Source organism: Subtercola boreus (assembly GCF_006716115.1).
Taxonomy (GTDB): domain Bacteria; phylum Actinomycetota; class Actinomycetes; order Actinomycetales; family Microbacteriaceae; genus Subtercola; species Subtercola boreus.
The window spans coordinates 1,106,323-1,131,570 of sequence record NZ_VFOO01000001.1 but is presented as its reverse complement, the minus strand read 5'-3'; the positions used below and the strand labels follow the sequence as shown (position 1 = coordinate 1,131,570).

Annotated in this window: 25 protein-coding genes; 3 read left to right on the top strand and 22 right to left on the bottom strand. The window is 67.5% G+C overall.

From position 1 onward, the window contains the following. Positions 1-32: 32 nt before the first annotated feature. From FB464_RS05280 to FB464_RS05225, 12 genes are all read right to left on the bottom strand, one after another. Positions 33-479 (bottom strand): type II 3-dehydroquinate dehydratase, encoded by a 447-nt coding sequence (locus FB464_RS05280; protein WP_116414795.1) that lies wholly within the window; start codon positions 477-479, stop codon positions 33-35. After that, positions 476-1,615 carry a 3-dehydroquinate synthase gene (aroB, locus tag FB464_RS05275; protein ID WP_116414796.1) on the bottom strand — a complete coding sequence of 380 codons (1,140 nt, stop codon included), beginning with the start codon at positions 1,613-1,615 and terminating at the stop codon, positions 476-478. Before aroB ends, FB464_RS05280 begins: the two co-directional genes overlap by 4 nt. Continuing rightward, entirely contained in the window at positions 1,612-2,112 is a 501-nt protein-coding gene (locus FB464_RS05270; RefSeq protein WP_116414797.1) for a shikimate kinase, read from the bottom strand. The genes aroB and FB464_RS05270 overlap by 4 nt, the downstream gene beginning before the upstream one ends. After that, positions 2,109-3,494 carry a chorismate synthase gene (gene aroC / locus FB464_RS05265; RefSeq protein ID WP_116414798.1) on the bottom strand — a complete coding sequence of 462 codons (1,386 nt, stop codon included), beginning with the start codon at positions 3,492-3,494 and terminating at the stop codon, positions 2,109-2,111. The genes FB464_RS05270 and aroC overlap by 4 nt, the downstream gene beginning before the upstream one ends. 43 nt (positions 3,495-3,537) lie before the next feature. Continuing rightward, entirely contained in the window at positions 3,538-4,425 is an 888-nt protein-coding gene (locus tag FB464_RS05260; RefSeq protein ID WP_116414799.1) for a shikimate dehydrogenase family protein, read from the bottom strand. After that, on the bottom strand, positions 4,422-5,624 hold the full coding sequence (mltG, locus tag FB464_RS05255) for an endolytic transglycosylase MltG (protein WP_246092941.1): 1,203 nt from the start codon (positions 5,622-5,624) through the stop codon (positions 4,422-4,424). The genes FB464_RS05260 and mltG overlap by 4 nt, the downstream gene beginning before the upstream one ends. Continuing rightward, positions 5,617-6,096: a Holliday junction resolvase RuvX gene (ruvX, locus tag FB464_RS05250; RefSeq protein WP_116414800.1), complete on the bottom strand. Its 480-nt coding sequence runs from the start codon at positions 6,094-6,096 to the stop codon at positions 5,617-5,619. Before ruvX ends, mltG begins: the two co-directional genes overlap by 8 nt. A gap of 34 nt (positions 6,097-6,130) precedes the next feature. Then, positions 6,131-8,797 carry an alanine--tRNA ligase gene (alaS, locus tag FB464_RS05245; protein WP_116414801.1) on the bottom strand — a complete coding sequence of 889 codons (2,667 nt, stop codon included), beginning with the start codon at positions 8,795-8,797 and terminating at the stop codon, positions 6,131-6,133. Beyond that, positions 8,797-9,018 carry a hypothetical protein gene (locus tag FB464_RS05240; RefSeq protein ID WP_116414802.1) on the bottom strand — a complete coding sequence of 74 codons (222 nt, stop codon included), beginning with the start codon at positions 9,016-9,018 and terminating at the stop codon, positions 8,797-8,799. The genes alaS and FB464_RS05240 overlap by 1 nt, the downstream gene beginning before the upstream one ends. Positions 9,019-9,071: 53 nt before the next feature. Continuing rightward, complete coding sequence (locus tag FB464_RS05235) at positions 9,072-9,512, bottom strand: DUF948 domain-containing protein (RefSeq protein WP_116414803.1); 441 nt, start codon at positions 9,510-9,512, stop codon at positions 9,072-9,074. An 87-nt stretch (positions 9,513-9,599) separates the two neighbouring features. Further along, the gene (gene rpsD / locus FB464_RS05230) at positions 9,600-10,235 is read right to left on the bottom strand and encodes a 30S ribosomal protein S4 (RefSeq protein ID WP_211327368.1); all 636 of its coding nucleotides are present in this window, start codon (positions 10,233-10,235) and stop codon (positions 9,600-9,602) included. Between the two features lie 190 nt (positions 10,236-10,425). Further along, positions 10,426-11,760, bottom strand: coding sequence for a replication-associated recombination protein A (locus tag FB464_RS05225; RefSeq protein ID WP_116414805.1), 1,335 nt, complete (start codon positions 11,758-11,760; stop codon positions 10,426-10,428). 132 nt (positions 11,761-11,892) lie between these two features. Here FB464_RS05225 and FB464_RS05220 point away from each other — a divergent pair, with 132 nt between their 5' ends. From FB464_RS05220 to FB464_RS05210, 3 genes are all read left to right on the top strand, one after another. After that, the gene (locus FB464_RS05220; RefSeq protein ID WP_116414806.1) at positions 11,893-12,696 is read left to right on the top strand and encodes a peptidylprolyl isomerase; all 804 of its coding nucleotides are present in this window, start codon (positions 11,893-11,895) and stop codon (positions 12,694-12,696) included. A gap of 26 nt (positions 12,697-12,722) precedes the next feature. Beyond that, positions 12,723-13,952 (top strand): DUF349 domain-containing protein, encoded by a 1,230-nt coding sequence (locus tag FB464_RS05215; protein ID WP_425472399.1) that lies wholly within the window; start codon positions 12,723-12,725, stop codon positions 13,950-13,952. Positions 13,953-14,117: 165 nt separating this feature from the next. Continuing rightward, positions 14,118-14,672, top strand: a complete 555-nt coding sequence (locus tag FB464_RS05210; RefSeq protein WP_116414808.1) for a hypothetical protein — start codon at positions 14,118-14,120, stop codon at positions 14,670-14,672. A 60-nt stretch (positions 14,673-14,732) separates the two neighbouring features. On the opposite strand, the gene FB464_RS05205 is transcribed toward FB464_RS05210, so the two are convergent. From FB464_RS05205 to pdxS, 10 genes are all read right to left on the bottom strand, one after another. Continuing rightward, the gene (locus FB464_RS05205) at positions 14,733-16,985 is read right to left on the bottom strand and encodes a RelA/SpoT family protein (RefSeq protein WP_142206615.1); all 2,253 of its coding nucleotides are present in this window, start codon (positions 16,983-16,985) and stop codon (positions 14,733-14,735) included. A 51-nt stretch (positions 16,986-17,036) separates the two neighbouring features. Next, the gene (gene secF, locus FB464_RS05200) at positions 17,037-18,059 is read right to left on the bottom strand and encodes a protein translocase subunit SecF (RefSeq protein WP_116414809.1); all 1,023 of its coding nucleotides are present in this window, start codon (positions 18,057-18,059) and stop codon (positions 17,037-17,039) included. Beyond that, a complete protein-coding gene (secD, locus tag FB464_RS05195) occupies positions 18,059-19,813 on the bottom strand; it encodes a protein translocase subunit SecD (RefSeq protein ID WP_116414810.1) in 1,755 nt (584 codons plus the stop codon). Before secD ends, secF begins: the two co-directional genes overlap by 1 nt. Positions 19,814-19,942: 129 nt before the next feature. Next, positions 19,943-20,368 carry a preprotein translocase subunit YajC gene (locus FB464_RS05190; RefSeq protein WP_246092940.1) on the bottom strand — a complete coding sequence of 142 codons (426 nt, stop codon included), beginning with the start codon at positions 20,366-20,368 and terminating at the stop codon, positions 19,943-19,945. 79 nt (positions 20,369-20,447) lie between these two features. Further along, positions 20,448-21,509, bottom strand: coding sequence for a Holliday junction branch migration DNA helicase RuvB (gene ruvB / locus FB464_RS05185; RefSeq protein WP_142206614.1), 1,062 nt, complete (start codon positions 21,507-21,509; stop codon positions 20,448-20,450). Continuing rightward, positions 21,506-22,141: a Holliday junction branch migration protein RuvA gene (gene ruvA / locus FB464_RS05180; protein WP_116414812.1), complete on the bottom strand. Its 636-nt coding sequence runs from the start codon at positions 22,139-22,141 to the stop codon at positions 21,506-21,508. Before ruvA ends, ruvB begins: the two co-directional genes overlap by 4 nt. A gap of 65 nt (positions 22,142-22,206) precedes the next feature. After that, a complete protein-coding gene (ruvC, locus tag FB464_RS05175) occupies positions 22,207-22,857 on the bottom strand; it encodes a crossover junction endodeoxyribonuclease RuvC (RefSeq protein WP_116414813.1) in 651 nt (216 codons plus the stop codon). Positions 22,858-22,869: 12 nt separating this feature from the next. Then, entirely contained in the window at positions 22,870-23,628 is a 759-nt protein-coding gene (locus FB464_RS05170; RefSeq protein ID WP_116414814.1) for a YebC/PmpR family DNA-binding transcriptional regulator, read from the bottom strand. A 67-nt stretch (positions 23,629-23,695) separates the two neighbouring features. Then, on the bottom strand, positions 23,696-24,337 hold the full coding sequence (pdxT, locus tag FB464_RS05165) for a pyridoxal 5'-phosphate synthase glutaminase subunit PdxT (RefSeq protein ID WP_116414815.1): 642 nt from the start codon (positions 24,335-24,337) through the stop codon (positions 23,696-23,698). Next, a complete protein-coding gene (pdxS, locus tag FB464_RS05160; protein WP_116414816.1) occupies positions 24,327-25,226 on the bottom strand; it encodes a pyridoxal 5'-phosphate synthase lyase subunit PdxS in 900 nt (299 codons plus the stop codon). The genes pdxT and pdxS overlap by 11 nt, the downstream gene beginning before the upstream one ends. Positions 25,227-25,248 lie beyond the last annotated feature (22 nt).

Below are 25,248 nucleotides of genomic sequence, written 5' to 3'. Positions count from 1 at the left end.
GCGGAGAGTTGCGGGGCCTTTTCAGCCCGACATCAAAGTGTAGTCGAGATGCGGGAGAGGTGGTCGAGGGCCAGCCGGTAGCCGTCGAATCCGAAGCCCGCGATGACGCCGGTCGCAATGCCGGAGATCACGCTGGTGTGCCGGAACGTCTCGCGGGCGTGCGGGTTCGAGATGTGCACCTCGATGAGCGGCACCCCCGCCTTCGTCACGAGGGCGGCGGCGTCGCGGAGCCCGTAGGAGTAGTGCGTGAAGGCGGCGGGGTTCAGGATGACCGGGGTGCGGGCATCCACGGCGGCATGGAGCCAGCCGATCAGCTCCGACTCGTCGTCGGTCTGCCGCACGTCGACATCGAAGCCGTCGGGCGCATTCGTCTCGAGCAACTGCCGGAGGGCATCCAGATCCTGGTGGCCGTAGACGTCGGGCTCCCGGCTGCCGAGGCGGCCGAGGTTCGGGCCGTTGAGCACCAGAACGCGGGTCATGAGCCGATCTCCTGGTAGGCCGCGAACAGCAACGCGGTCTCCGGCCCCTGCAGCACGGTGGGCTTCGCGATGTCGTCGAGCACGATGAAGCGCAGCATGCTCCCCCGCGCCTTCTTGTCGCGCTGCATCGCCGCGAGCAGCGTGTTCCAGCGGCCGACGGGGTAGCTGGTGGGCAGCGTCAACGACTCGAGGATGCGCCGGTGCCGGTCGACGGCATCGTCCGAGAGCGAGCCGGTGAGCCGGCCGAGCTCGGCCGCGAACATCATGCCGACCGCGACGGCTGCCCCGTGGCGCCACTGGTAGCGCTCGGTGTGCTCGATCGCGTGGCCGAGGGTGTGGCCGTAGTTCAGGATCTCGCGGAGGCCCGACTCCCTGAAGTCTTCGCCGACGACCCTCGCCTTGAGGGCGATCGACAGTTCGACGAGCCGACGGAATTCGGGCGAGGTCGGGTCGGTGGCGACATCCACGTCCCGTTCGAGGATGTCGAGGATCTCGGGCTCGGCGATGAAGCCCGCCTTGGCGACCTCGGCGAAACCGGCCAGCAGGTCGTTCCGGGGCAGGCTGGCCAGGGTGTCGAGGTCGGCGATGACGGCGGTGGGTGCGTAGAACGCTCCGACGAGGTTCTTGCCCTCCGCGGTGTTGATGCCGGTCTTGCCGCCGACGGCCGCATCCACCATGCCGAGCAGGGTGGTCGGGGCCTGGATGAGCTGCACTCCGCGCAGCCAGGTCGCCGCCACGAATCCGGCGAGGTCGGTGGTGGCACCGCCGCCGAAGCCGACGATGGCGTCGGAGCGCGTGAAGTCGGCCTGGCCGAGGATCTGCCAGAGGAACGACGCGACTTCGACGCGTTTCGCGCCTTCGCCGTCGGGGATCTCGGCGAGCAGCACCTCGTAGTCGGACTTCAGCCCGTCGCGGAGGGACGAGGCCCAGTCGGCGAGCTGGGGGGCGTGCACGATCAGGATCTTCCGCACCCCGGGCGCGAGGGAGGCCCCGAGGCCGGCGAGCACGCCGCGCCCGACGATCACGTCATAGGGCGCGGTGCCCGGCACGGTGATCACGGTCGGGGTGTCCGTGCCCGTGGTGCCGGTGGTGTCGGTGCTTGCGGTGTCGGTGGTGGTGGTGTCTTCGGTGCTCATACGTGCTCTCCCAGCTGGGTGCGGATCCAGGCGGCGACCTCTTCGGCGATGTCGTCGGCCCGGTGGTGCGAGGTGTCGACACTGAAGTCGGCGAGTTCGTCGTAGAGCTCCCGCCGGGCATCCACCACCTTCTGCCAGGCTTCGACGTCGGGAACGAGCGGCCTCTTCGCGTTGCCGAGGCGTGCACTGACGGCCTCGGCGGTGCAGGTGAAGAGCACCACGAGGCAGCCGTCGAGGTCGCGCTGGGTGGCCGGGTTCAGCACGGCACCCCCGCCGAACGAGACGACGCCGCCCTCTTTCAGCGCCTGCACGACCTCGGTGCGCTCGATCTCGCGGAACCGCGCCTCGCCCTGCGTCTCGAAGATGGCCGGGATCGGCCCGTGGCCGGCCTGGATCTGCTTGTCGGTGTCGGTGAAGGTCATGTCGAGCAGTTTCGCGACGCGGCGGCCGATCCGGGTCTTGCCGGCGGCCGGCGGGCCGATGATGACGACGGTCACCGGATGCCCGGGGTGTCGCCGGGCGCCGCGCTGTCGCCGGGAGCCGGGCTGTCGCCAGGAGCCGGGCTGTCGCCGGGCGTCCTGCCGTCGCCGGACGTGCCCGCATCGAACCCCTCGCGCACGGGCGCTGCACTCGTGCCGTCGCTCCGCTCGCCCGGGGCCTCGTCGTCCCGCTCGGGCGCCTGGACCGTCTCGTGCCCGCTCCGGAGCGACGCGGGGATCGCGGCGAGGTAGCTGTCGAGGTTCCGTTTCGTCTCGCGCACCGAGTCGCCGCCGAACTTCTCCTGGACCGCATTCGCGAGCACGAGCGCCACCATCGCCTCGGCGACGACGCCCGCTGCGGGAACGGCGCAGACGTCGGAGCGCTGGTGGTTCGCTGCCGCCGCACCGCCGGTCTGGACATCCACCGTGCGAAGCGAATGCGGAACGGTGGCGATCGGCTTCATGCCGGCGCGTACGCGCAGTACTGTGCCGGTGCTCATGCCGCCCTCGGTGCCGCCCGCCCGGTCGCTCGAGCGCCCGATCTCACCGTCGACCTCGAAGAGTTCGTCGTGGGCCCTGGACCCACGGCGGGTCGTTGTGAGGAACCCGTCGCCCACCTCGACACCCTTGATCGCCTGGATGCCCATCAGCGCTGCGGCGAGCTGCGAGTCGAGGCGCCGGTCCCAGTGCACGTGCGATCCGAGCCCCGGCGGCAGGCCGTAGGCGAGCACCTCGACGACGCCGCCGAGCGTGTCGCCCTCCTTGTGGGCGTCGTCGACCTCAGCCACCATCAGGGCTGACGTCGCAGGGTCGAAGCAGCGGAGAGGATCGGCGTCGAGCGTGTCGACATCGCTCGGTCGCGGCAGAGGGGACCCCTCGGGCACCCGGACCGGCCCGATGGAGAGCGTGTGGCTGACGAGCGTGATTCCGAGTTCGGCCAGGAAGTTCCGTGCGACAGCGCCGAGCGCGACGCGGGCGGCGGTCTCCCGGGCGCTCGCGCGCTCGAGGATCGGGCGGGCCTCGTCGAAACCGTACTTCTGCATGCCCACGAGATCAGCGTGACCCGGGCGGGGCCGGGTGAGCGGGGCGCCGCGGCCCGTCGTCTTCGCGTCGCCCTCGACGGGTGCTGCTCCCATGACCTCTGTCCACTTCGGCCATTCGGTGTTGCCGACGCGGATCGCGACGGGGCTGCCGAGCGTGAACCCGTGCACGATGCCACCGGAGAGCGACACCTCGTCCTGTTCGAACTTCATGCGCGCACCCCGGCCGTAGCCGAGTTTGCGGCGCGCGAGATCGGTTTGGATGTTTTCTACGGAAACCGGGATTCCAGACGGCAGGCCCTCAAGGATGGCGATGAGTTCGGGGCCGTGGGATTCGCCGGCTGTGAGCCAACGGAGCATGCTTGAAATCCTCCCACAGGATGGACGGGTGCCGCGTCGTGCGTCACGCCTCCAGTCCGACGGCGTCGAGCATCGCGGCCAGGACGTCGGGTTCGCCCGGCAGTTCGACCGCCGGGTCGCGGTTGACGAACACCCGCACCTGCATGAGGGCCTGGTGCACCAGCATCAGCAGGCCGGAGACGACGACGCCGGAGCCTTTGTGCGCGCCTGCCGCCCAGGCCGTTCCGAGGAGGCTCGGCCACGGCGCATAGGCGACGTCGAGCAGCACCGCGCCGGGTGCCGGTGAGACGCGGGCGACGTCGTCGGCCGTCAACGTGCCCCCGGGCAGAGTGCTGATGGTGACGTCGGCGTCGACGCGGCCGAGTGCCTCGGGCATCCGGATGACCGTCACCGCCAGCCCCGCCGACCGGCCGACCGCGACAGCGGTGGATGCCCGCCCGGGGTTCCGGGCCGCAACGGTCACGTGTTCGGCACCGAGCTGCGCGGCGGCAACGATCGCGGAGCGCGCCGTCGCGCCCGCACCGAGCACGAGCACCTTGCGGGCCCGGGACACGCCGACACTCGCCAGTGCCCCGACGATGCCGGCAACGTCGGTGTTGAATCCCTGGAGACGACGATTCCCGGCCCGCTCCTCGAACAGCACCGTGTTCGCGGCTCCGGTGAGAGTCGCCATCCGGTCTGCCGTGGCAAGGAGCGGCAGCACCTCTTCCTTCAGCGGCATCGTCAAGGAGAGGCCGCGCCAGTCTCCGGAGAGACCGTCGACGAAGGCGCGGAGCCCGCCCGACGTCACCTCGACGGAACCGTAGTCCGCGTCAAAACCCAGCACGCGGTAGGCCGCGGAGTGCAGGGCGGGCGACTGCGAGTGCGCGATCGGCGACCCGAGCACCGCGAGCTGCGGTCGCGACGCCCCGGGAGCCCCGCCGCCGGTCATCCCCCGGCGCCGGGGTTGGCCGCCGACCAGGCCTGGTACTGATCGACGGCCTTCAGGTGGTCGTCGTAGGAGGTCGAGAAGACGGTCTCGCCGGTGTCGAGGTTGATCGTCACGAAGTAGAGCCAGGTGCCGTCCGCCGGGTGCATGGCCGCGTCGATGGCCGTGTCGCCGGGGTTCGAGATCGGTCCGGCCGGGAGCCCGGTGCGGGCGTAGGTGTTGTACGGATTCGACTCGTCGTTCCGTTCGGCATCCGTCGTGTCGACTCGCTTCTCGCCGGTGCCGTAGGCGACCGTCGCGTCGGACTGCAGGGGCATGTCGTCGGCAATGCGGTTCGTGAACACCCGGGCCACCTTGTAGAAGTCCGGCGTCAGGCGAGCCTCTTTCTGCACGACGGAGGCGAGCGTCAGGATCCTCTCCCGGTCGGCGGCAGGCACACCGGCCGTGTCGAGGGACTGAAAGGTGCGGTCGACCATGGTCTGGAGCAGCGCCTTCGCCGAGGTGTTCGGCTCGAAGGTGTAGGTCGCGGGGAAGAGGTAGCCCTCGATGTTCGGTGCGGAGGCATCGATGCCGAACTGGGTGAAGTTGGCCGCTTCGGCCTGCAGGTCGGTGAGGGGAACACCCGTGTCGGTGGAGAGCGTCGTGAGCACGTCGGCCGCGAGAGTGCCCTCAGGGATGACCACCTGCACGGTGACATGGTTGGCCGGGTCTTCGAGGGCGGTGAGAGCGGACTGCGCACTCATCTCCTTCGACAGCGTGTAGGTTCCCGGCTGGAAGACGAGGTTCGGCTGGGTGAGCAGCAGGTTGTAGAACGCCGCGGAGGACTTGACGATGCCCTGGCTCTCGAGATTGTCTCCGATGATCTCACCGACGTCACCGTCGTTGATGACGAAGTCGACCTTCTCCCCGGTGCCGGTACCGGAATAGTCGGCGCCGGTGTCCTTCGAGCCGAACACCTTCTCGATTCCCGGCAGGAGCGGGGGGATGACCGCGGTCGCGGCAGTCGCGAGTCCGCCGACCAGGACCAGGGCGACGACGACCGTCACGATGACACGGACAGGCCCGCGTCTGCGAGGGCCGCCCGAGCGGCCCGACCGTGCGGTGTGCTGCTCGCGGCGCGCGGCTCGTCGGCTGTCGCTCGGGGGCGATTCGCGGAAGAACTCGGCAAAGGGGTGGTTTTCGGGTGGCTGGGGGTCAGTCACGGTGTGATCCTTGGTTCGGGTCGACCGGGAGCCCAGGGGGTTTACCCATGGAGCGCTCGACGTCGAGGGCGTGTTGCAGAAGTATAACGGCGGCTACTTGGTCAATCACTGGACGCGAGTTCCTGGTGTCCCGTCCTGTTCGGTGAAGGGCGGCCTGGGCGGACACCGTTGTCAGGCGTTCGTCGATCATGCGCACCGGATGCTCGCCCGCGCGGGCGAGTCGCAGGGCGAACGAATTCGCATCCTCCGTCGACTGAGTGCTGCCGCCCGACATCGACAGCGGCAGACCGACGACGAACTCCGTGGCGCCGACCTCCGCGGCGATCGCCAGGATGCGTTCGACATCGGCCTCGCCCGTGTGGGCGCGGGCGACGGTCTCCACCGGCGTGGCGAGGATGCCGTGCAGGTCGGAGCGCGCCACACCGACCCTGGCCTTCCCGACGTCGATGCCGAGTCGCACGCCCTGCCTCATGAGGCAGGGCGTGTCGGCGCGAGGGCGGACAGACTCACGCTCGCCCGTCGCCCACAGCCGACCGGATGGCCAGCAGGGCATCGTCGATGGCCGAGACCTTCGTTCCACCGCCCTGTGCCAGGTCGTCTTTGCCGCCGCCGCCGCCCCCGAGCACGGAGGAGGCGATCTTCACCAGGCCGCCGGCGCGCAGGGACTCTGCCCGCGCGGCGTCGTTCGTGGCTGCGATGACCACCGGCTTGTCGGCGACCGAGGCTGCCAGCGCCACCACGGCGGGCCCGCTGCCGAGCCTCTCGCGAACGCTGGTGACGAGCATCCGGAGGTCGTCGCTCGAGCGGAGCTCGCCCACGTTCGCCGTCACGACGGAGACTCCGCCGAACCGCTCAGCGGATTCCACCAGGGCAGGGACCCGGGACGACAGCGCACTCGTCTCGTAGGCGGCGATCTTCTTCTCGGCCGTCCTGAGGTTGGCGACGAGGTCGGCGATGCGGTTCGTGAGCTCGTCGCGCGGAGCCTTCAGCGACGAGGTCAACTGGGACACGATCGCTCGCTCGGTGGCGAACTCGCGGAAGGCGTCCGCCCCCACGAGGGACTCCACGCGCCTGTTGGTCGAGCCGATCGACGATTCGCCCAGCAGGTTGATCAGACCGATCTCCGACGTGTGCACGACGTGCGTGCCGCCGCAGAGTTCGCGCGACCACGGGCCGCCGATCTCCACCATGCGGACGACGTCGCCGTACTTCTCGCCGAACAGGGCCATGGCACCGAGCGCCTTCGCGTCATCGACAGCCATTTCGCGGGTGAGCACCTCGAAGTCGGCCCGCACCGCGGTGTTCGAGATCTCCTCGATCTCGGACTTCGTCTCGGTCGAGAGCGGCTGGCTCCAGGTGAAGTCGAGGCGCAGGTACCCGGCCTTGTTGTACGACCCCGACTGGTGAGCCGTGCTGCCGAGGATCTCGCGGAGGGCCGCGTGCACGATGTGCGTCGCAGAGTGCGCCTGGGTGGCGCCCTTCCGCCAGTCGCTGGCGACGACACTGCGGGCGGCGTCGCCGACAGCGACCTGCCCGCTCGTCACCCGGGAGCGGTGGCTGACCAGGCCCTTGACGGGTTTCTGCACGTCGAGCACTTCGAGCACGAAGCCGTCGCCGACGATCGTGCCGGAGTCGGCCTCCTGGCCGCCGGACTCGGCGTACAGGCTGGTCTCGGCAAGGATCACCTCGACGAGTTCGCCCGAGACGGCGGTGTTGACCGACTGGGAGTCGATGATCAGGCCGAGCACGCGGGACTCGGTCTCGAGTTCGGTGTAGCCGGTGAAGACGGTCTCGCCCTGGGCGCGGAAGGCGGCGAAGGCACTGAGGTCGGCGTTGCCGAGCTTCTTCGACTTCGCATCCGCTTTGGCGCGCTGCTTCTGCTCCGTCATCAGGCGTTCGAACGCGCCGCGGTCGACGGCGAGGCCGGCCTCCTCGGCGATCTCGACGGTCAGGTCGATCGGGAAGCCGTAGGTGTCGTGCAGCTGGAAGGCGGTGTCACCCGCGAGGGCCGGGGCACCCTGCTCCTTCGTCTTCAGCACCGCGAGGTCGAGGATCGTCGTTCCTCCGCTGAGGGTACGGAGGAATGCTTCCTCCTCGGCGTAGGCCGTACGTGAGATGCGCTCGTAGTCGGCGGAGACCTCCGGGTAGGCCGTGGCCATCGCGTCACGCGAGGCCGGGAAGAGCTCGGGGAAGGTGGAGCGGTCGACCCCGAGCAGGCGCATGCTGCGGACGGTGCGGCGAAGCAGCCGCCGGAGCACGTAGCCGCGGCCCTCGTTCGAGGGCGTGACGCCGTCGGACATCAGCATCAGTGCGGAACGCACGTGGTCGGCGACGACGCGCATGCGCACGTCGTCTTCATGGTCGGCACCGTAGCGGCGACCGGAGAGTTCGGATGCCCGGTCGAGCACCGGGCGCACCTGGTCGATCTCGTAGAGGTTCTCGACGTTCTGCTTGATGAACGCCACACGTTCGAGGCCCATGCCGGTGTCGATGTTCTTGCGCGGCAGTTCGCCGAGGATGTCGAAGTCGACCTTCGACTTCACATTCCCGATCAGGTACTGCATGAACACGAGGTTCCAGATCTCGATGTAGCGGTTCTCGTCGGCGATCGGGCCACCTTCGGCGCCGTACGCGGGTCCGCGGTCGAAGTAGATCTCCGAGCAGGGCCCCGCAGGTCCCGGCTGGCCGGTGGACCAGTAGTTGTCTTCTTTGCCGAGTCGCTGGATACGGTGGTCGGGAAGACCCGCCGTCTTCTTCCACATGCCGATGGCTTCGTCGTCGTCTTCGTAGACGGTGACCCAGAGGTCTTTCTCGGCGAAGCCGAGCCCGCCGTCGGCCTCACTCGTGGTCAGGAGCTCCCAGGCATATTCGATGGCGGTCTCTTTGAAGTAGTCGCCGAACGAGAAGTTGCCGTTCATCTGGAAGAACGTGCCGTGCCGGGTGGTCTTGCCGACCTCTTCGATGTCGAGGGTACGAATGCACTTCTGCACGCTCGTCGCCCGCGGGAACGGCGCCGGCACCAGGCCCGACATGTAGGGGATGAACGGCACCATGCCTGCGACGGTGAACAGCAGCGTGGGGTCGTCGCTCACCAGGGAGGCCGAGGGAACGACGGTGTGGCCGCGGTCGCCGAAGAACTCGAGCCAGCGACGGCGGATGTCTGCGGTCTGCACTACTTCTGTGCAGCCTTCTTCACGGCGTCTCCCGCGTCGCCGATGGCGGCACGCAGCTCGTTCTCGCGCTCGTGGTACCCATCCGAAAGGGCCCCGGAGAAGTCTTTGATCTTCGCATCGAGTTCGGCGAAGAACTTCTTGCCCTGGGCCGTCTGGTTGAGCTGGTGGGCAGCGACCACGCCGACGGCGATTCCGGCTGCAAACCACAGGACTTTCTTCAAGGCGGGCTCCTTCGTGAGGGTTCGATTTTAAGCTGTGGCCAGTTTAGTGGCTCTCAGTAATCCGATTTGCGGGCACGTCTTCCGGTGGACTTCTTCGTCGAAGTCCTTCCTGTGGAGGAGGAGGCTGAGGAGGAGTCGGCGGCCACGTCACGACCGCCCCGGATCGCCGCGCGCACCGCCGCACTGAAGCCAGCGATCTTGATCAGCGGGCCGCCGATGGAGGCGGCGAAGAGGGCGACCAGCGAATTGACGTTGCCGGTCACCTCCGCGACGTTCGAGGTGATCGAGTCGACACGGGCGAGTTGCTTGTTCGCCTCCTGCACGGTGACGGTGGTCTCCTCGAGGATCGGGGTGATCCCCTTGCTGACGTCCCGGATCGCGAGGGTGGTCTCGTCGAAGACCTTGCCCAGCTTGATCAGGGGAAGTGCGAGGAACACGACCAGTACCGCGAACACTCCCGCAGCGATCAACCCGGCGATGTCTCCACCCGACATGGGCGACTCCTTACAACTTGAGGAACACGAAAGGGCGGCCCACTCGGAAGTGGACCGCCCTCAGCGTAGCTGTTATGACAGCGGGGCCTAGCGGGCCGCGTAGTACTCGACGACGAGCTGCACTTCACAGGTCACGGGGACCTCTGCGCGCTTCGGGCGACGCTCGAGGCGCGCCTGCAGCTTGTCGATCTCGACCGACAGGTAGCCCGGAACCTTGGGCAGCACGTCGACGTGGCCACCGGCTGCGGCGACCTGGAACGGGGGCAGGGCCTCCGAGCGGGCGTGCACGTGGATCATCTGGCCGGGCTTGACGCGGAACGACGGGCGGTCCACGCGGGCGCCGTCGACCAGGATGTGGCGGTGCACGATCAGCTGGCGGGCCTGGGCCGTGGTGCGGGCGAAGCCGGCACGGAGCACGAGCGCGTCGAGACGCATCTCGAGCAGCTCGACCAGGTTCTCACCGGTCAGGCCACCCTGGCGACGGGCTTCCTGGAAGACGATCTTCAGCTGGGCCTCGCGGATGCCGTACTGGGCGCGCAGGCGCTGCTTCTCGCGAAGACGCACCGCGTAGTCGGAGTCGGTCTTGCGCTTGGTGCGGCCGTGCTCACCCGGAGCGTAGGGACGCTTCTCGAGGTACTTGGCGGCCTTCGGGGTCAGCGGAATGCCGAGGGCCCGGGAAAGGCGGGTCTTGCTGCGGGTACGTGACTTGGTAGACACAAACATCCTTCAAAAAGTAAATACGGTTGAGTTGTTGACCCTCGGGCACATGGATGCCCGGGGAAATCGAGGGATGGACCAGGCGCTTCGGCTACAGAACGCGCTTTTCCTGAGGTGGGGGTCTCTCGCAGCCGCGCTAAAGACACCCAGAAGTAGGCCTTGAGAAGATTACCACAGCAGAGCAGCCGGGAGTGGCTCAGCCGCGCGTGATCCTGCGGATCTTCTCCAGCCGCGCCGCGACGTCCCGCTCGTTGCCGTGCTCCGTCGGACGGTAGTACTCTGTGCTCTTCAGCTCGTCGGGCAGGTACTGCTGGGTCACCACACCGAGGTCGGCGTCGTGCGGGTACTTGTAGCCCTTGCCGTGGCCGAGCCGTTTCGCGCCCGGATAGTGGGCGTCCCGCAGAGGTTTCGGCACCCGGCCGATCTTTCCGGCCCGCACGTCGGCGATCGCCTTGTCGATCGCGAGGTGGGACGCGTTCGACTTCGGTGCGGTCGCAAGGTAGACGACCGCCTCGGCGAGCGGGATGCGCCCCTCCGGCATGCCGATGAACTGCACGGCATCGGCTGCAGCCGTCGCGATGACCAGCGCCTGTGGGTCGGCCATTCCGATGTCTTCGGCTGCCGAGATGATGATGCGGCGCGCGATGAACCGCGGATCCTCGCCCGCCTCGATCATCCGCGCCAGGTAGTGGATCGCAGCATCGACGTCGGAGCCACGTACCGACTTGATGAACGCGCTGATCACGTCGTAGTGCTCGTCACCGTTCCGGTCGTAGCGGAGCAGCGCGCGATCGACAGCCTGGGCCACGGTCTCGTCGGTGACCTCCGGCACGCCGCCGGCATCGCCGACGCCGGCCAGTGCGCTGGTACCCGCCGCCTCCAGCGCCGTCAGTGCCCGCCGGGCGTCTCCCGACGCGAGACGGATGATCGTGGCCCTGCCCTCGGGTGACAGGCTGACCCGCCCGGCGAGCCCCCGGGCATCCACCACCGCCCTGTCGACGAGCAGACCCAGGTCGTCGTCGCTGAGCGGCTCGAGCGTGAGGAGGAGAGAACGGGAGAGCAGCGGCGAGATCACGGAGAAGGACGGATTCTCGGTGGTCGCAGCCACAAGGATGACCCAGCCGTTCTCGACACCGGGCAGCAGGGCATCCTGCTGGGCCTTCGTGAAGCGGTGGATCTCATCGAGGAAGAGCACCGTCGAGACGCCGTAGAGGTCGCGGCTGGTGAACGCCTCCTCCATCACCTGCCGCACATCGCGGACCCCCGCCGTCACGGCAGAGAGCTCCACGAACTTGCGGTTCGAGCTGTGGGCGATGGCCTGGGCCAGCGTGGTCTTGCCCGTACCGGGCGGGCCCCACAGGATGATCGACACCGACCCCTGCGTACCGCCCGTGTCTGAGGCGAGGTTGACCAGGGGTGAACCGGGCCGGAGCAGGTGCTTCTGGCCGGCGACCTCGTCGAGGCTCCGCGGGCGCATGCGGACAGCGAGAGGAACGGCTCCCGAGTGGAGCCCCTGCTGTGTCGAGACCATTCCCTCAGGGTAGTCCGACCCACCGACACCGCGATTCTGCCGGTGCTTTTGAGCTCCGTGGAGGATTCACCGTAAAGTTCTCGGGGGGTCTGTCGCTTCTTCGGCGCCAGAACAGTCGTTGACGGAGGATTCGTGGCACCGAGCAATTCTGAGCGTGAAGCACGGGAGTCGAAGCAGCGGCTCCGCAACTACCAGGCCCGGCAGACCGTGCATGCGTCGCAGGTGACGAGGCGACGCCGCGACAACCTCGTCTCGGTGATCGTCGTCATCGTCGTGGTCATCGTCGCAATCGTCGTGCAGGTCTTCTACTTCTCCGGTGGCCCCGGCGCTCCCGTGCCCTCACCGTCCTCCTCGGCAACCCCTGAGCCCACGGCATCCCCGTCGGCCTCTCCGAGTTCGACGGAGAACACCGGTGACGTGCCGCCGACCTCCGTGGCCGAGGGCCGCGACTGGACCGGCACGATGACGATCAACGAGATCCCGCTCGCGCTCTCCCTCGACGGTGTCGCAGCCCCGCAGGCCGTCTCCTCGTTCATCTCCCTCGTGCAGGCCGGGTTCTACACCGGCCTCACCTGCCACCGGCTGACCACCACCGGCATCTTCGTGCTGCAGTGCGGCGACCCGAACGGCGACGGCAGCGGCGGTCCCGGCTACTCCTACGGTCCCGTCGAGAACGCCCCGGCCGACAATGTCTACCCCGCCGGCACGCTCGCCATGGCGCGGCAGGGCAACAACGGCTACAGCAACGGCAGCCAGTTCTTCATCGTCTACGCCGACTCCACCATCCCGTCGGACACCGCCGGTGGCTACACCGTGCTCGGCCGGATCACCGGTGGGCTCGACCAGCTGCAGAGCGGCGTCATCGCGGCAGGCGTGACGGGCGGTACGGAGACCCCGGCCGTTCCGACCACTATCACCGACGTCACCGTGCAGTAACGTCACCGTGCAGTAGGGTGAATTTCGTGATGAGTAGTGACCAACAGCCCTGGGGCCGCGTTGACGAGACCGGAACGGTCTATCTTCGCGAGCCGTCCGGAGAGCGTGTCGTCGGCCAGTTTCCCGACGGCACACCCGAGGAGGCGCTCGCCTATTTCGAGCGCAAGTACACCGACCTCGCCGGCCAGGTGACCCTGCTCGAACAGCGGGTGAAGCGTGGCGCGTCCGCCTCCGATGTGAGTAAGGCCGTGTCATCCCTCTCCAGTGCCATCGAGACGGCCAATGCGATCGGTGACCTCGCCTCGCTGAAGCGGCGGGTGGATGCTCTCACCGAGGTCGTCTCGTCGCTCACCGAGAAGCAGAACGAGGAATCCAAGGCGCAGCTGACCGACGCCATCGCCGTGCGCACGGCGATCGTCGAGGAGGTCGAGGCCCTTGCCGCCGAAGACCCCGCCAAGGCGCAGTGGAAGCAGGTCACAGCCCGCCTCGACGACATGTTCGCTCGCTGGCAGAAGCACCAGCAGGAGGGGCCGCGGCTCCCCCGCACCGAGGCCGGTGAACTGTGGAAGCGGTTCCGCGACGCCCGCACGATCGTCGAGGGGCATCGCAAGGCGTTCTTCGCCGAGCTCGACAGCACTCACCGCGACGCCCGCACGAAGAAGCAGCAGCTCGTCGAACGAGCTGAGGCCCTGATCCCGAAGGGCGCCGACGCCGTCAACGCCTATCGCGACCTCCTGACGGAGTGGAAGAACGCGGGCCGCGCCGGAAAGCGCGTCGACGACACCCTGTGGGACAAGTTCAAGGCCGCGGGCGACCTCATCTACGCCGCCCGCACCGAGGTCGTCGCGAAAGACGACGAGGAGTTCGCGGGAAACTTGACGCTGAAACTCGACCTGCTGACCGAGGCCGAGCCGCTCCTCACCGAGACCGACCGTACTGTCGCCCGGGAACGTCTCACCTCGATCCAGCGTCGCTGGGACGAGATCGGCAAGGTCCCGCGCGACCAGGTCCGGGCCGTCGACGAGCGTCTCCGCAAGGTCGAGGCAGCCGTCCGCAAGCTGGACGACGACTTCTGGCAGAAGAACAACCCCGAGAAGAAGGCCCGCGCCGAAGGCCTCGCCGGCCAGCTGACCGACGCGATCGCGAAGCTTCAGGGCGAGATCGACGCGGCGAAGGCTGCCGGGGACGCGGCGAAGGTGACGGAGCTGCAAGAGGCTCTGGATGCCCGGAAGGTCTGGCTCGACGCACTGGGTTAGGCCGCCCGGCGTGATCGCGTCGAGCTGATCCACCGGAAGCGTCTCCCCGTCGAACCCCCGACACCCGGCATCGCCCGCTCCCCCACAGGAGCGTGCGATGCCGGGTTCTCCACAGATGCGGCTTCCGGGCCTGTTCGTGCGTCGCTGGGGCGGCACGATGGATCCATGCCTCGACTCCTCCCCGATCTCCTCTTCCCCTCCGCCGACTTCAGCATCGCCGAACTCCACGCCGCACGACTCGACGGTGAACTGACTGCCGTCGATGCCGGGTTCGCTCCGCTCGACTGTCCGTCGACGGTGGAGCTGAGGCTCCGGGCTTTAGCTCCCCTGCTTCCCGAATCGGCGATCGTCGAGCGGCAGAGCGCGTTGTGGGCCTACGGTTTCCGGCCCTACCCACCGCTTCGACACCAGGCCTGCGTGCATGCGGGTGTCGGTCGCCGGGTGCCCGGCTCCGTCCGACTGCAGGTGCGCGAGGTGGTGCTCGCAGAAGACGACATCGTCACGCGTTACGGCGTGCCCGTGACATCGCTGCTCCGAACAGCGGTCGACCTCGCGCGGTCACTGCCGCGGGTCGACGATGTCGAGCGCGGCCGACTGAGAGAGATCCTGGTCGCCTCGCATGTGACACTTCCCGAGGCGACGGCGATGCTCGACAGGTGCCGCAGCATGCCGAACAAGAGACGTGCCATGGTGCGGCTCACTGAGGCGCTGGCCGACTGAGGCGCTGGCCGACTGAGGCGCTGGTTGGCTGAGGCGATGGCCGACTGAAGCGCTGGCGGCTCAGCCGCCGCTGACCCGGTAGACGTCGTACACGGCATCGATCCGCCGAACAGCATTCAGCACCCGGTCGAGATGGGTGGTGTCGCCCATCTCGAAGACGAAGCGGCTGATCGCCAGGCGGTCACGGGACGTGCTGACGGTCGCCGAGAGGATGTTGACGTGGTGCTCCGACAGAACGCGGGTGACGTCGGAGAGCAGGCCCGAACGATCGAGAGCCTCGACCTGGATCTGAACCAGGAAGACACTCTTCGAGGAGGGTGCCCAGTCGACCTCGATCATCCGCTCGGGCTCCATCAGCAGCGACTTCACGTTGTGGCAGTCGGACTGGTGAACCGAGACTCCGGCGCCGCGGGTGACGAAGCCCACGATCTCGTCGCCCGGCACGGGGGTGCAGCACTTCGCGAGCTTCACAAGGATGTCGGGAGCGCCGCGCACGAGCACACCGGACTCGCTGTGCGTCGATCGCGGTCGTCGTCCGACGCCGACGTCGATCTCGCTGTCGTCGCTCTCGACCTCTGTCTGAAGCGACTGCAGCACCTTCTCGATGACCGACTGCGTGGAGACGTGCCCCTCGCCGATGGCCGCGTACAGCGCTTCGACGTTGTTGTAGCTCAGCTGGGAGGCGACCTCGGTGAACGAGTCCTGGCTCATCAGTTTCTGCAGGGGGAGGTTCTGCTTGCGCATCGCACGGGCAATCGAGTCCCGACCCTGTTCGATCGCTTCGTCGCGGCGTTCCTTCGTGAACCACTGGCGGATCTTGTTGCGCGCCCGGGGGCTCTGCACGAACGAGAGCCAGTCCTGGCTCGGGCCCGAGTCGGGATTCTTCGAGGTGAAGACCTCGACCACGTCTCCGGTCGTCAGGCTGCTCTCCAGCGGCACCAGGCGACCGTTGACCTTCGCGCCCATCGTGCGGTGGCCGACCTCGGTGTGCACAGCGTAGGCGAAGTCCACCGGGGTGGCGCCGGCCGGCAGACCGATCACCCGGCCCTTCGGCGTGAAGACGTAGACCTCTTTGGCGCCGATCTCGAAGCGGAGCGAGTCGAGGAACTCTCCCGGGTCGACCGTCTCCGCCTGCCAGTCGGAGATGCGGGCGAGCCACGCCATGTCCGTGTCACCACGGTCGTCCGACGTGCCGGCGCGGCCGGCATTCATGCGCTCCTTGTACTTCCAGTGGGCGGCGACACCGAACTCGGCACGCTGGTGCATCTCGTTGGTGCGGATCTGGATCTCGACAGCACGGCCGCCGGGCCCGACGACCGTGGTGTGCAGGGACTGGTAGAGGTTGAACTTCGGGGTGGCGATGTAGTCCTTGAAACGGCCCGGCATCGGCGTCCAGCGGGCGTGGATCGAACCGAGCACCGCGTAACAGTCCCGCACCGAGTTCACCAGCACACGGATGCCCACGAGGTCGTAGATCTCGTCGAACTCGCGGCCGCGCACGATCATCTTCTGGTAGATCGAGTAGTACTGCTTGGGCCGGCCGGCGACCTTGCCCCGGATCTTCGACGTCTTCAGGTCGTCGCTGACCATGTCGATGACCTGCTGCACATATTCTTCACGCTGCGGGGTGCGCTGCCGCACCAGATTCTCGATCTCGACGTAGAGTTTCGGCGACAGCACGGCGAACGACAGGTCTTCGAGCTCCCACTTGATCGCCTGGATGCCCAGCCGGTGGGCGAGGGGCGCGTAGATCTCGAGCGTCTCCTGCGCCTTCCGCGTGGAGGACTCGGGCGAGACGAAGCCCCAGGTGCGTGCATTGTGCAGCCGGTCGGCGAGCTTGATGATCAGCACCCGGATGTCCTTCGACATCGCGACGATCATCTTTCGCACCGTCTCGGCCTGCGCGCTCTCGCCGTACTTGACCTTGTCGAGCTTGGTCACGCCATCGACGAGCATGGCCACCTCGTCGCCGAACTCCGCGCGAAGCTCGTCGAGCGAGTACGCCGTGTCTTCGACGGTGTCGTGAAGGAGGGCCGCAGCGATGGTCTTCGTGCCGATACCCAGCTCGGCGAGGATCTGGGCCACCGCGACGGGGTGCGTGATGTACGGCTCCCCGCTCCGACGCTTCTGCCCGTCGTGTGCGCGTTCTGCGACCGTGTAGGCCCGCTCGATGATGCTGAGGTCGGCCTTCGGATGATTCGCCCGAACCGTGCGGATCAGCGTGTCGACTGCGCCAGCAGGCTGGGCGCGGGAGAAGAGGCGTGGAACGAGCCGCCGCAGCGACGCGTTTGTCGGCGCAGTGGTTTCGGTCATGAAGGGGCCTCCGCAACCATTATCCCACGAAGCCCGCGCTGCTCAGCCGCTCTACGCTTTGAGCTGATCCGCCGGTGCGGCCTCGACGGTCCTGTCGCGGTTGGCGCGCTGGCTCAGCACCCGCTGGTCGATCTTCTTCACCTTCGGCTCGCCCTGCCGGAACTGGGCGTAGAGAGGCGCGGCGATGAAGATCGTGGAGTAGGTGCCCACGAAGATACCGATGAGGAGCGCGAGGGAGATGTCCCGCAGGGTTCCCGCTCCCAGCACGAAGGCACCGATCACGAGGATGGAGGCAACGGGCAGCATCGCGACCACCGAGGTGTTGATGGAGCGCACCAACGTCTGGTTGACCGCGAGGTTCACGGTCTCGCCGAAGGTACGGGTGGACTTCTCGCCCCACTCGACGGTGTTCTCCCGGATCTTGTCGAACACCACCACGGTGTCGTACAGCGAATATCCGAGAATGGTGAGGAATCCGATCACCGCGGCCGGCGTGATCTCGAACCCCGTGATTCCGTAGATGCCCGCGGTGATCACCAGGTCGTGCAGAAGGGCGATCATCGCGGAGAGGGCGATCTTCCACGTTCTGAAGTAGATCGCCATGAAGACGGCGGCGAGGGCGATGAAGATCAGGAGGCCCCGGATCGCCTGGCCGGTGATGTCCGCACCCCAGGTCGGGCCGATGAAGTTGATCGTCACATCCGACGGCTGCACGTTGTAGGCGGTCGCCAGGGCGTCACGCACCTTGCTGCTCTCGGCATCGTCGAGCTGGTCGGTCTGGATGCGGATGCCGCTCTGGCCGAGAGTCGAGACGAGGGGGACGACGGCGGGGTCGACCGACTTCACTGCATCGATACCGGCCTGCTGCGAGGCATCCGAGACCTGGGAGATCGAGAACTGCGACCCGCCGCTGAACTCGATCCCGAACACGAAGCCGCCCCGGAGGAACGGGCCCACGGCCGAGATGACGATCAGCGCGATCGCGATGGCGTACCAGAGCTTCCGTCGCCCGACGATGTCGACGGAACGCTTTCCGGTGTAGAGGTCGTTTCCTAGATCACTGAACGAGGCCATCAGCGCTTCTTTCCCTTGCTCTGGCTGGAGGTGCCCGTGGCCTTGTTCGAGGCGTCCGTGCTGGTGCTGGGCGTTTCCGCCTCGACAGGTGGATCGATCACCAGTGTGGTCGAACCGGCGGCCTTCCGTTCGGCGATGGTCTGGCGCCGGGCAGCCTCACGGCTGGCCGACTCCTGCTTGGAACGGGGAACCGCGGCGGTCGGCGTCTTGAACTGTGCCCGCCCGCGATAGACCGCGCCGAGCTGACGCGGATCGAGCCCACTCGTCTTGTGCCCGTCGCGGAAGTAGGGGAGTTCCGCGAGCAGCGTCATCACCGGGTGGGTGAACATCATGACGACCACGATGTCGATGATCGTCGTCAGCCCGAGGGTGAGAGCGAAGCCCTTCACGCTGCCGACCGCCACGATGTAGAGCACCACGGCTGCCATCAGGTTGATGATGTCCGAGGCGAAGATGGTGCGGATCGCCCGCTTCCAGCCCGCCTGCACGGATGATTCGAGACCTCTGCCGTCGCGCAGTTCGTCTCGTATTCGTTCGAAGTAGACGATGAACGAGTCCGCGGTGATACCGATGGCCACGATGAGACCTGCCACCCCGGCGAGGGACAGGCGGTAGCCCGCGCGCCAGGAGAGGAGATCGACGACCAAGTAGGTGGCCGCCGCGGCGACCACGAGAGAGGCGATCGTGACGGCTCCGAGCACCCGGTACTGCGCAATCGAGTAGAGCACCACCAGGATGAGTCCGATGAGGCCGGCGATCAGGCCGCTGATGAGCTGGGTCGAGCCGAGGGTCGCCGAGATCGTGTTCTGGCTCTGCACCGTGAAGCTGATCGGCAGCGCACCGAACTTCAGCTGGTCGGCGAGGGTCTTCGATGACGCTGCATCGAAGTTGCCGGAGATCTGCGGCTGGCCGTTGGTGATCACGGCGAGGGTGCGGGGGGCCGAGATGACCTTGCCGTCGAGCACGATCGCGAACTGGTTCTGCGCTCCGGTGAGGCCGGACAGGCGGGTCGTGACGCTCGCGAACTCCGTCGTGCCCTGGTCGTTGAAGAAGATGTTGACGACGTACTGGCCGGTGGAGGCGCCTGAACTCGTCTGGGCGACACCACTCGTCGCATTGGAGATGGTGTCTCCCGCAACCTCGACGGGGCCGAGGATGTACTTCGCTCCATCTTCGCCGCAGGCCACGAGGGGCTGGTCGGCCGGAGCCTGACCCGCATCCGTGGCTGCCGTCGAGGTGCAGTCGATGTTCAGGAACTGGTCCGTCAGGGCCGGCGTGATGTAATTCAGGTCGCTGGCGTTGGTCGGAGCGACGGTCGGTGTCGCATCGAGGCCCGGCGTCGGCGTGGTGGTGGGCACGTCGGCCGTCGTCGCCACCAGCACGGCACGGAAGTCGAGCTTCGCGGAGGCCTCGATGCGGGCGAGCGTCGCGTCATCCGGGGTGCCGGGAATCGATACGACGATGTTCTGGCCGCCCTGCGTGGAGATCTGCGCCTCGGAGACGCCACTGGCGTCGACCCGCTGGCGGATGATCGCCACGGCCTGCGAGACCTGCTCGTCTGAGACGGCCGCTCCCCCGGTCTTCGGGGCGAGGATGATCTCGGTGCCGCCCTCGAGGTCGAGTGCGAGTTTCGGGGTGAACGTGCCCCCGCCCCAGATGGCACCGGCGGTGTTGACGCCGGCGAGGGCGATGAAGATGACAAGGAGCCACACCAGTGTGCGTCTGGCCCTCTTGACGGCAGTAGATTTTGCCACCTGCGAAACTCAGCTTTCTATAACGCCCCCGCGGCAGAGTGCTGCCGACGCACGATCATACGGCATGCGTGCCGGGATGATCGTGCGCCCGCGCAGACAGCGTGCCGCGAACTCGTGAACGGTTGGGTGTTACTCAGCCGACTTACGCGGATTGCCGTTCTCGTCGAGGGGAACCCCGTTCAGAATCGTACCGTCATCGGTCGAGGTCTTCTCGAGCGACGGGCTCACACGCTCACCGAACTCGGGCTCGCCCTGAGCGCCCGACGTCTCGGCGTCGTCGATGGCGACGGCGTCCTCGGTCGGCACGACGCGGGTCACCGTCTGGCGGTGCACCTTCAGCACCGTGCCGGGGGTCGACTCGAGGAAGATCTGGTTGTTCTCGGCATCGATCGAGAGGATCGTGCCGTACACGCCGAAGTTCGTCATCACGTAGGCGCCCTCGATGATCTTCTGGCTCAGCTCTTCGGTCTCACGCTTGCGTTTGCGGCTGTTCCGCACCATGAAGATGATGAGAACGGCCAGGACGGCCAGGATGACCAGATTCAACGGATCCATGTAAAAGGGAGAGCCTTCCAAGAGGTGGGGGGGGATTGACGGCCCCAGTGTACTGATCGGGGCTGAGCGCCAGCTTGAATTATAGATCATCGCCGAAGAGGGGCTGGCTGCGGCCCGGCGAGGTGTCGGCCTGGGGTGTGAGACCGAAGTGCTGCCAGCCCTCGCGGGTCGCCACTCGCCCGCGCGGCGTGCGCACGATCAACCCGATCCGCACCAGGAACGGTTCGACCACCGACTCGATGGTCTCCGACTCCTCACCGACGCTGACCGCGAGGGTGTTGAGGCCCACGGGCCCGCCGTTGAACCGGGTGAGGAGGATCATCATGACCGCGCGGTCGAGCCGGTCGAGACCGCGCTCGTCGACATCGTAGAGTTCGAGCGCCGACCGCACGACTGCGCGGGTCGCCTCTCCCCCGTGCACCAGCGCATAGTCGCGCACCCGGCGGAGCAGTCGGTTCGCGATCCGGGGTGTTCCCCGCGATCGGCCGGCGATCTCGATCAGCGCCGACTCCTCGATCGACAGCTCGAGCATCACCGCTGCTCGCCGCAGCACGTGCACGAGTTCTTCCGGGTCGTAGAACTCGAGGTGGGCGGTGAAACCGAACCTGTCGCGGAGCGGATTCGGAAGCAGACCGGAACGGGTCGTTGCTCCCACGAGCGTGAACGGGGCCAGGTCGAGCGGGATGGATGTCGCCCCGGCACCCTTTCCCACCATGATGTCGATGCGGAAGTCCTCCATCGCGAGGTACAGCAGCTCTTCGGCCGACCTCGCCATCCGGTGGATCTCATCGACGAACAGGACCTCGCCCGGCACCAGCGACGACAGCACGGCGGCGAGGTCACCCGCATGCTGGATGGCCGGTCCGCTCGACATCCGGAGGGGCCGCCCGCTCTCGTGGGCGACGATCATCGCGAGGGTGGTCTTGCCGAGACCGGGCGGGCCGGCCAGCAGGATGTGGTCGGGGGTGCGGTTCTGGATGGTCGCAGCATCCAGAAGCAGCTGCAACTGTCCGCGCACCCGCTGTTGACCCACGAACTCGGCGAGGCTCTTGGGGCGGAGCGCGCCCTCGAACGCGACCTCCGCTTCGGAGCCGAGCTCCGGCTGCAGCAGTTCGTCGGCGTTCCTTCCCTCCGCGCTCATCGCGGGCCCGCCGAACCCTGGCGCGGGCCGAGTTCGGTGAGGGCGAGGCGGAGCAGCGACTGCACGCTCATCGTGTCGACGTCGTCGTTCGCTACGGCGACCACCCGGTCGAGAGCCTCGGAGGCGTTCCGCTCATTCCAGCCCAGGCCGACCAGCGCGACCAGCACGTCGTCGTGGATCGACGTCGCCCCGACGAACGACGGCACGTGTGCTGCGCTCGTCGCAACGCTCAGGGCAGACACCTTCCCGGTCAGCGACACGACGATGAGTTTGGCGGTCTTCGGCCCGATGCCCGAGACCCTGCGGAAGACCGAGTCGTCGTCGTTCGTGACGGCCCGGGCGATCTCCGCAGGAGCCAGCGCGGCGAGCACGCCGAGAGCCGACTTCGGGCCGACCCCGGTGACCGCGACGAGCAGGGAGAAGATCTCGAGCGACTCCGGGTCGGCGAAACCGAAGAGCGAGAGCGAATCCTCCCGCACGATCATCGTCGTGAGCACGAACGCCTCCTGCCCGACCCGGAGCGAGAGAGCATGCGCGGGCGTCACCTGCACGGCGAAGCCGACGCCGCCGACCTCGATCACGACGGAGGAGCCGACCGCCTGGAGCACGGTGCCACGAAGACTGGATATCACGGCCCCAGCCTATTACTCGTACACACTTTCGAACCTGCGACACTCGGCAGGGCACGGTACCGGGCTCAGCGGCGGAGCCCGCGCCGTTCGGGGCTGGCGGCCTTCGCGGCCTGCTCGGCGGCGAACCAGGCGGCCTGGGCACCGGTGAGGGCGCGCACTCCCCCGGAACCGGCGGCGGTTCGGGGGGAGGCACCGCCGTGCAGGTCACCCGCGGCGGGGGGCGTTCCCGAGGCCAGTGCCCCGAGGGGCGACCGCCACGCGTGGCAAATCGCCAGGGCGAGGGCGTCGGCGGCATCCGCCGGCTTCGGCACAGCTTCGAGGCGCAGGATCTTCGCCACCATCGCGCCGACCTGCTTCTTGTCGGCCTGGCCGTACCCGGTGACCGCCGCTTTCACCTCGGTCGGGGTGTGCATGCCGACAGGAAGCCCGCGACGGGCTGCGGCGACCATGGCGATACCGCTCACCTGCGCCGTGCCCATCACCGTACTGACGTTGGTGTCGGCGAAGACCCGCTCGAGAGCCACCCGGGCGGGCCGGTACTCGTCGAGCAGGGAGTCCATGGCCGTGCTGATGGCCAGCAGCCGACTCTCGTGGAGCGTTCCGGGTGCCGTGCGGATGACCGTGACATGCACGAGCGTCGCGCGCCGGCTCTCGGACACATCGACGATTCCCACGCCGCAGCGTGTCAGGCCGGGATCGATCCCGAGGATCCGCACGGCCGTCTGTCGCTAGTCGTTCTCGAGCTCGGCGCGCACGTCGGAGGTCAGGTCGAAGTTGCTGTAGACGTTCTGCACATCATCATTGTCTTCCAGCGCATCGATCAGCTTGAACACCTTGCGTGCCGTGTCGGCGTCCACTTCGACCTTCAGGCTCGGCACGAACTCGATGTCTGCCGATTCGTAGTCGATTCCGGCCTCCTGCAGGGCGGTGCGGTTCGCCACCAGGTCGGATGCCTCGGTGAGCACCTCGAAAGACTGCCCGTGGTCGATGACCTCCTCGGCCCCCGCGTCCATCACAGCGACGAGTACGTCGTCTTCGCTCAGACCGTCGGTGTGCGCGACCGTGATGACACCCTTGCGGTGGAAGTTGTAGGCCACGCTGCCGGGATCGCCCATCGTGCCGCCGTTGCGGGTCATCACCGTGCGCACGTCGGCGGCCGCGCGGTTCTTGTTCTCGGTGAGGCACTCGATGAGCATGGCCACGCCGTTCGGACCGTAGCCCTCGTAGATGATGGTCTGGTAGTCGACCGCTTCACTGCCGATGCCCGCACCGCGCTTGACGGCCCGGTCGATGAGGTCCTTCGGCACAGAGGTCTTCTTCGCCTTCTGGATGGCATCGACCAGCGTCGGGTTGCCCGACAGGTCTGCACCGCCCTGGCGCGCAGCGACTTCGATGTTCTTGATCAGCTTCGCGAACGACTTCGCCCGCCGGGCGTCAGTGACGGCCTTCTGGTGCTTGGTGGTCGCCCACTTGGAATGTCCTGACACAGTGCTCTCCTAAAAAATTCTCACCCAGTCTAAAACACGGCAGCTCCCGGTGCCGTGGAGAACAGGCCTAACTGTGGAAACCGACCTCGAGAACCCGATTGTGGAAACGTCGATGGAAGCGGAAGTCGGACGTCATCTCGGGGTGGAACGAGGTGCCGAGAAGGTTGCCCTGCTCGACGGCGATCACTCGCCCGTCGCTGAGAGCGGCCAGAACGGATGCCCGCTCCCCCACCTCCTCGACCACGGGCGCGCGGATGAAGACCGCGTGCACAGGCGGGTCGCCGAGCTCTGGAACGTGCACGTCGACCTCGAACGACTCACGCTGGCGCCCGAAGGCGTTCCGACGCACGGCGATGTCGAGCCCGCCGAGGCTCTGCTGCCCGGCGATACCGTCGATCATCCGGTCGGCAAGCATGATCAGCCCAGCGCAGGTGCCGTAGACCGGGAGTCCGGCTGCGATCGCCTGCTTCAGGGGCCCGGCGAGCCCGAACATCCGGGACAGCTTGTCCATCACGCTCGATTCGCCGCCGGGAATGACCAGCCCGGATACGCGGGCGAGTTCTTCGGGGCGGCGTACCGTGATGACCTCGGCCCCGAAGGACTCCAGCACCGCGGCATGCTCGCGGTAGTCACCCTGCAGGGCCAGCACGCCGACGGGGCCGGGCCCCGGGCGCACTGCGGGCGAGTCGGCGACCGGGCTACCAGCCACGTTCCGCGAGGCGGTGGGGCGCGGGGATGTCGCTCACGTTGATGCCGACCATTGCCTCGCCAAGGCCGCGGGAGGCTTCGAGGATGACCTGGGGGTCGTCGTAGAACGTGGTCGCCTTCACGATCGCGGCGGCACGCTTGGCCGGGTCGCCCGACTTGAACACGCCGGATCCGACGAAGACGCCATCGGCGCCGAGCTGCATCATCATGGCTGCATCGGCCGGCGTCGCGACACCACCAGCGGTGAACAGCACGACGGGGAGCTTGCCGGTCGACGCGATCTCCGCGACCAGTGCGTACGGAGCCTGGAGCTCCTTCGCGGCAACGTAGAGCTCGTCGGGGGCGAGCGCGGTCAGGGCACGCACTTCGCCGAGGATCTTGCGGATGTGCTTCGTGGCCTCCGAGACGTCGCCCGTGCCGGCCTCGCCCTTCGACCGGATCATCGCCGCACCCTCGTTGATGCGGCGGAGCGCCTCACCGAGGTTGGTGGCACCGCAGACGAAGGGGATCGTGAAGTTCCACTTGTCGATGTGGTTCACGTAGTCCGCGGGCGAGAGCACCTCGGACTCGTCGATGTAGTCCACATCGAGTGCCTGGAGGATCTGCGCCTCGACGAAGTGCCCGATGCGCGCCTTCGCCATCACGGGAATCGAGACGGCCTTCTGGATGCCCTCGATCAGGTCGGGGTCACTGGTGCGGGCCACGCCGCCCTGGGAACGGATGTCGGCGGGCACACGCTCGAGGGCCATCACGGCCACGGCACCGGCATCTTCGGCGATGCGCGCCTGGTCGGCGTTCACGACGTCCATGATGACGCCGCCCTTCAGCATTTCCGCGAGTCCGCGTTTGACGCGGTCGCTGCCGACAGAGGACGAGGAGGAGTCAGTCATAATGCTTCTATTCTATTCGGGC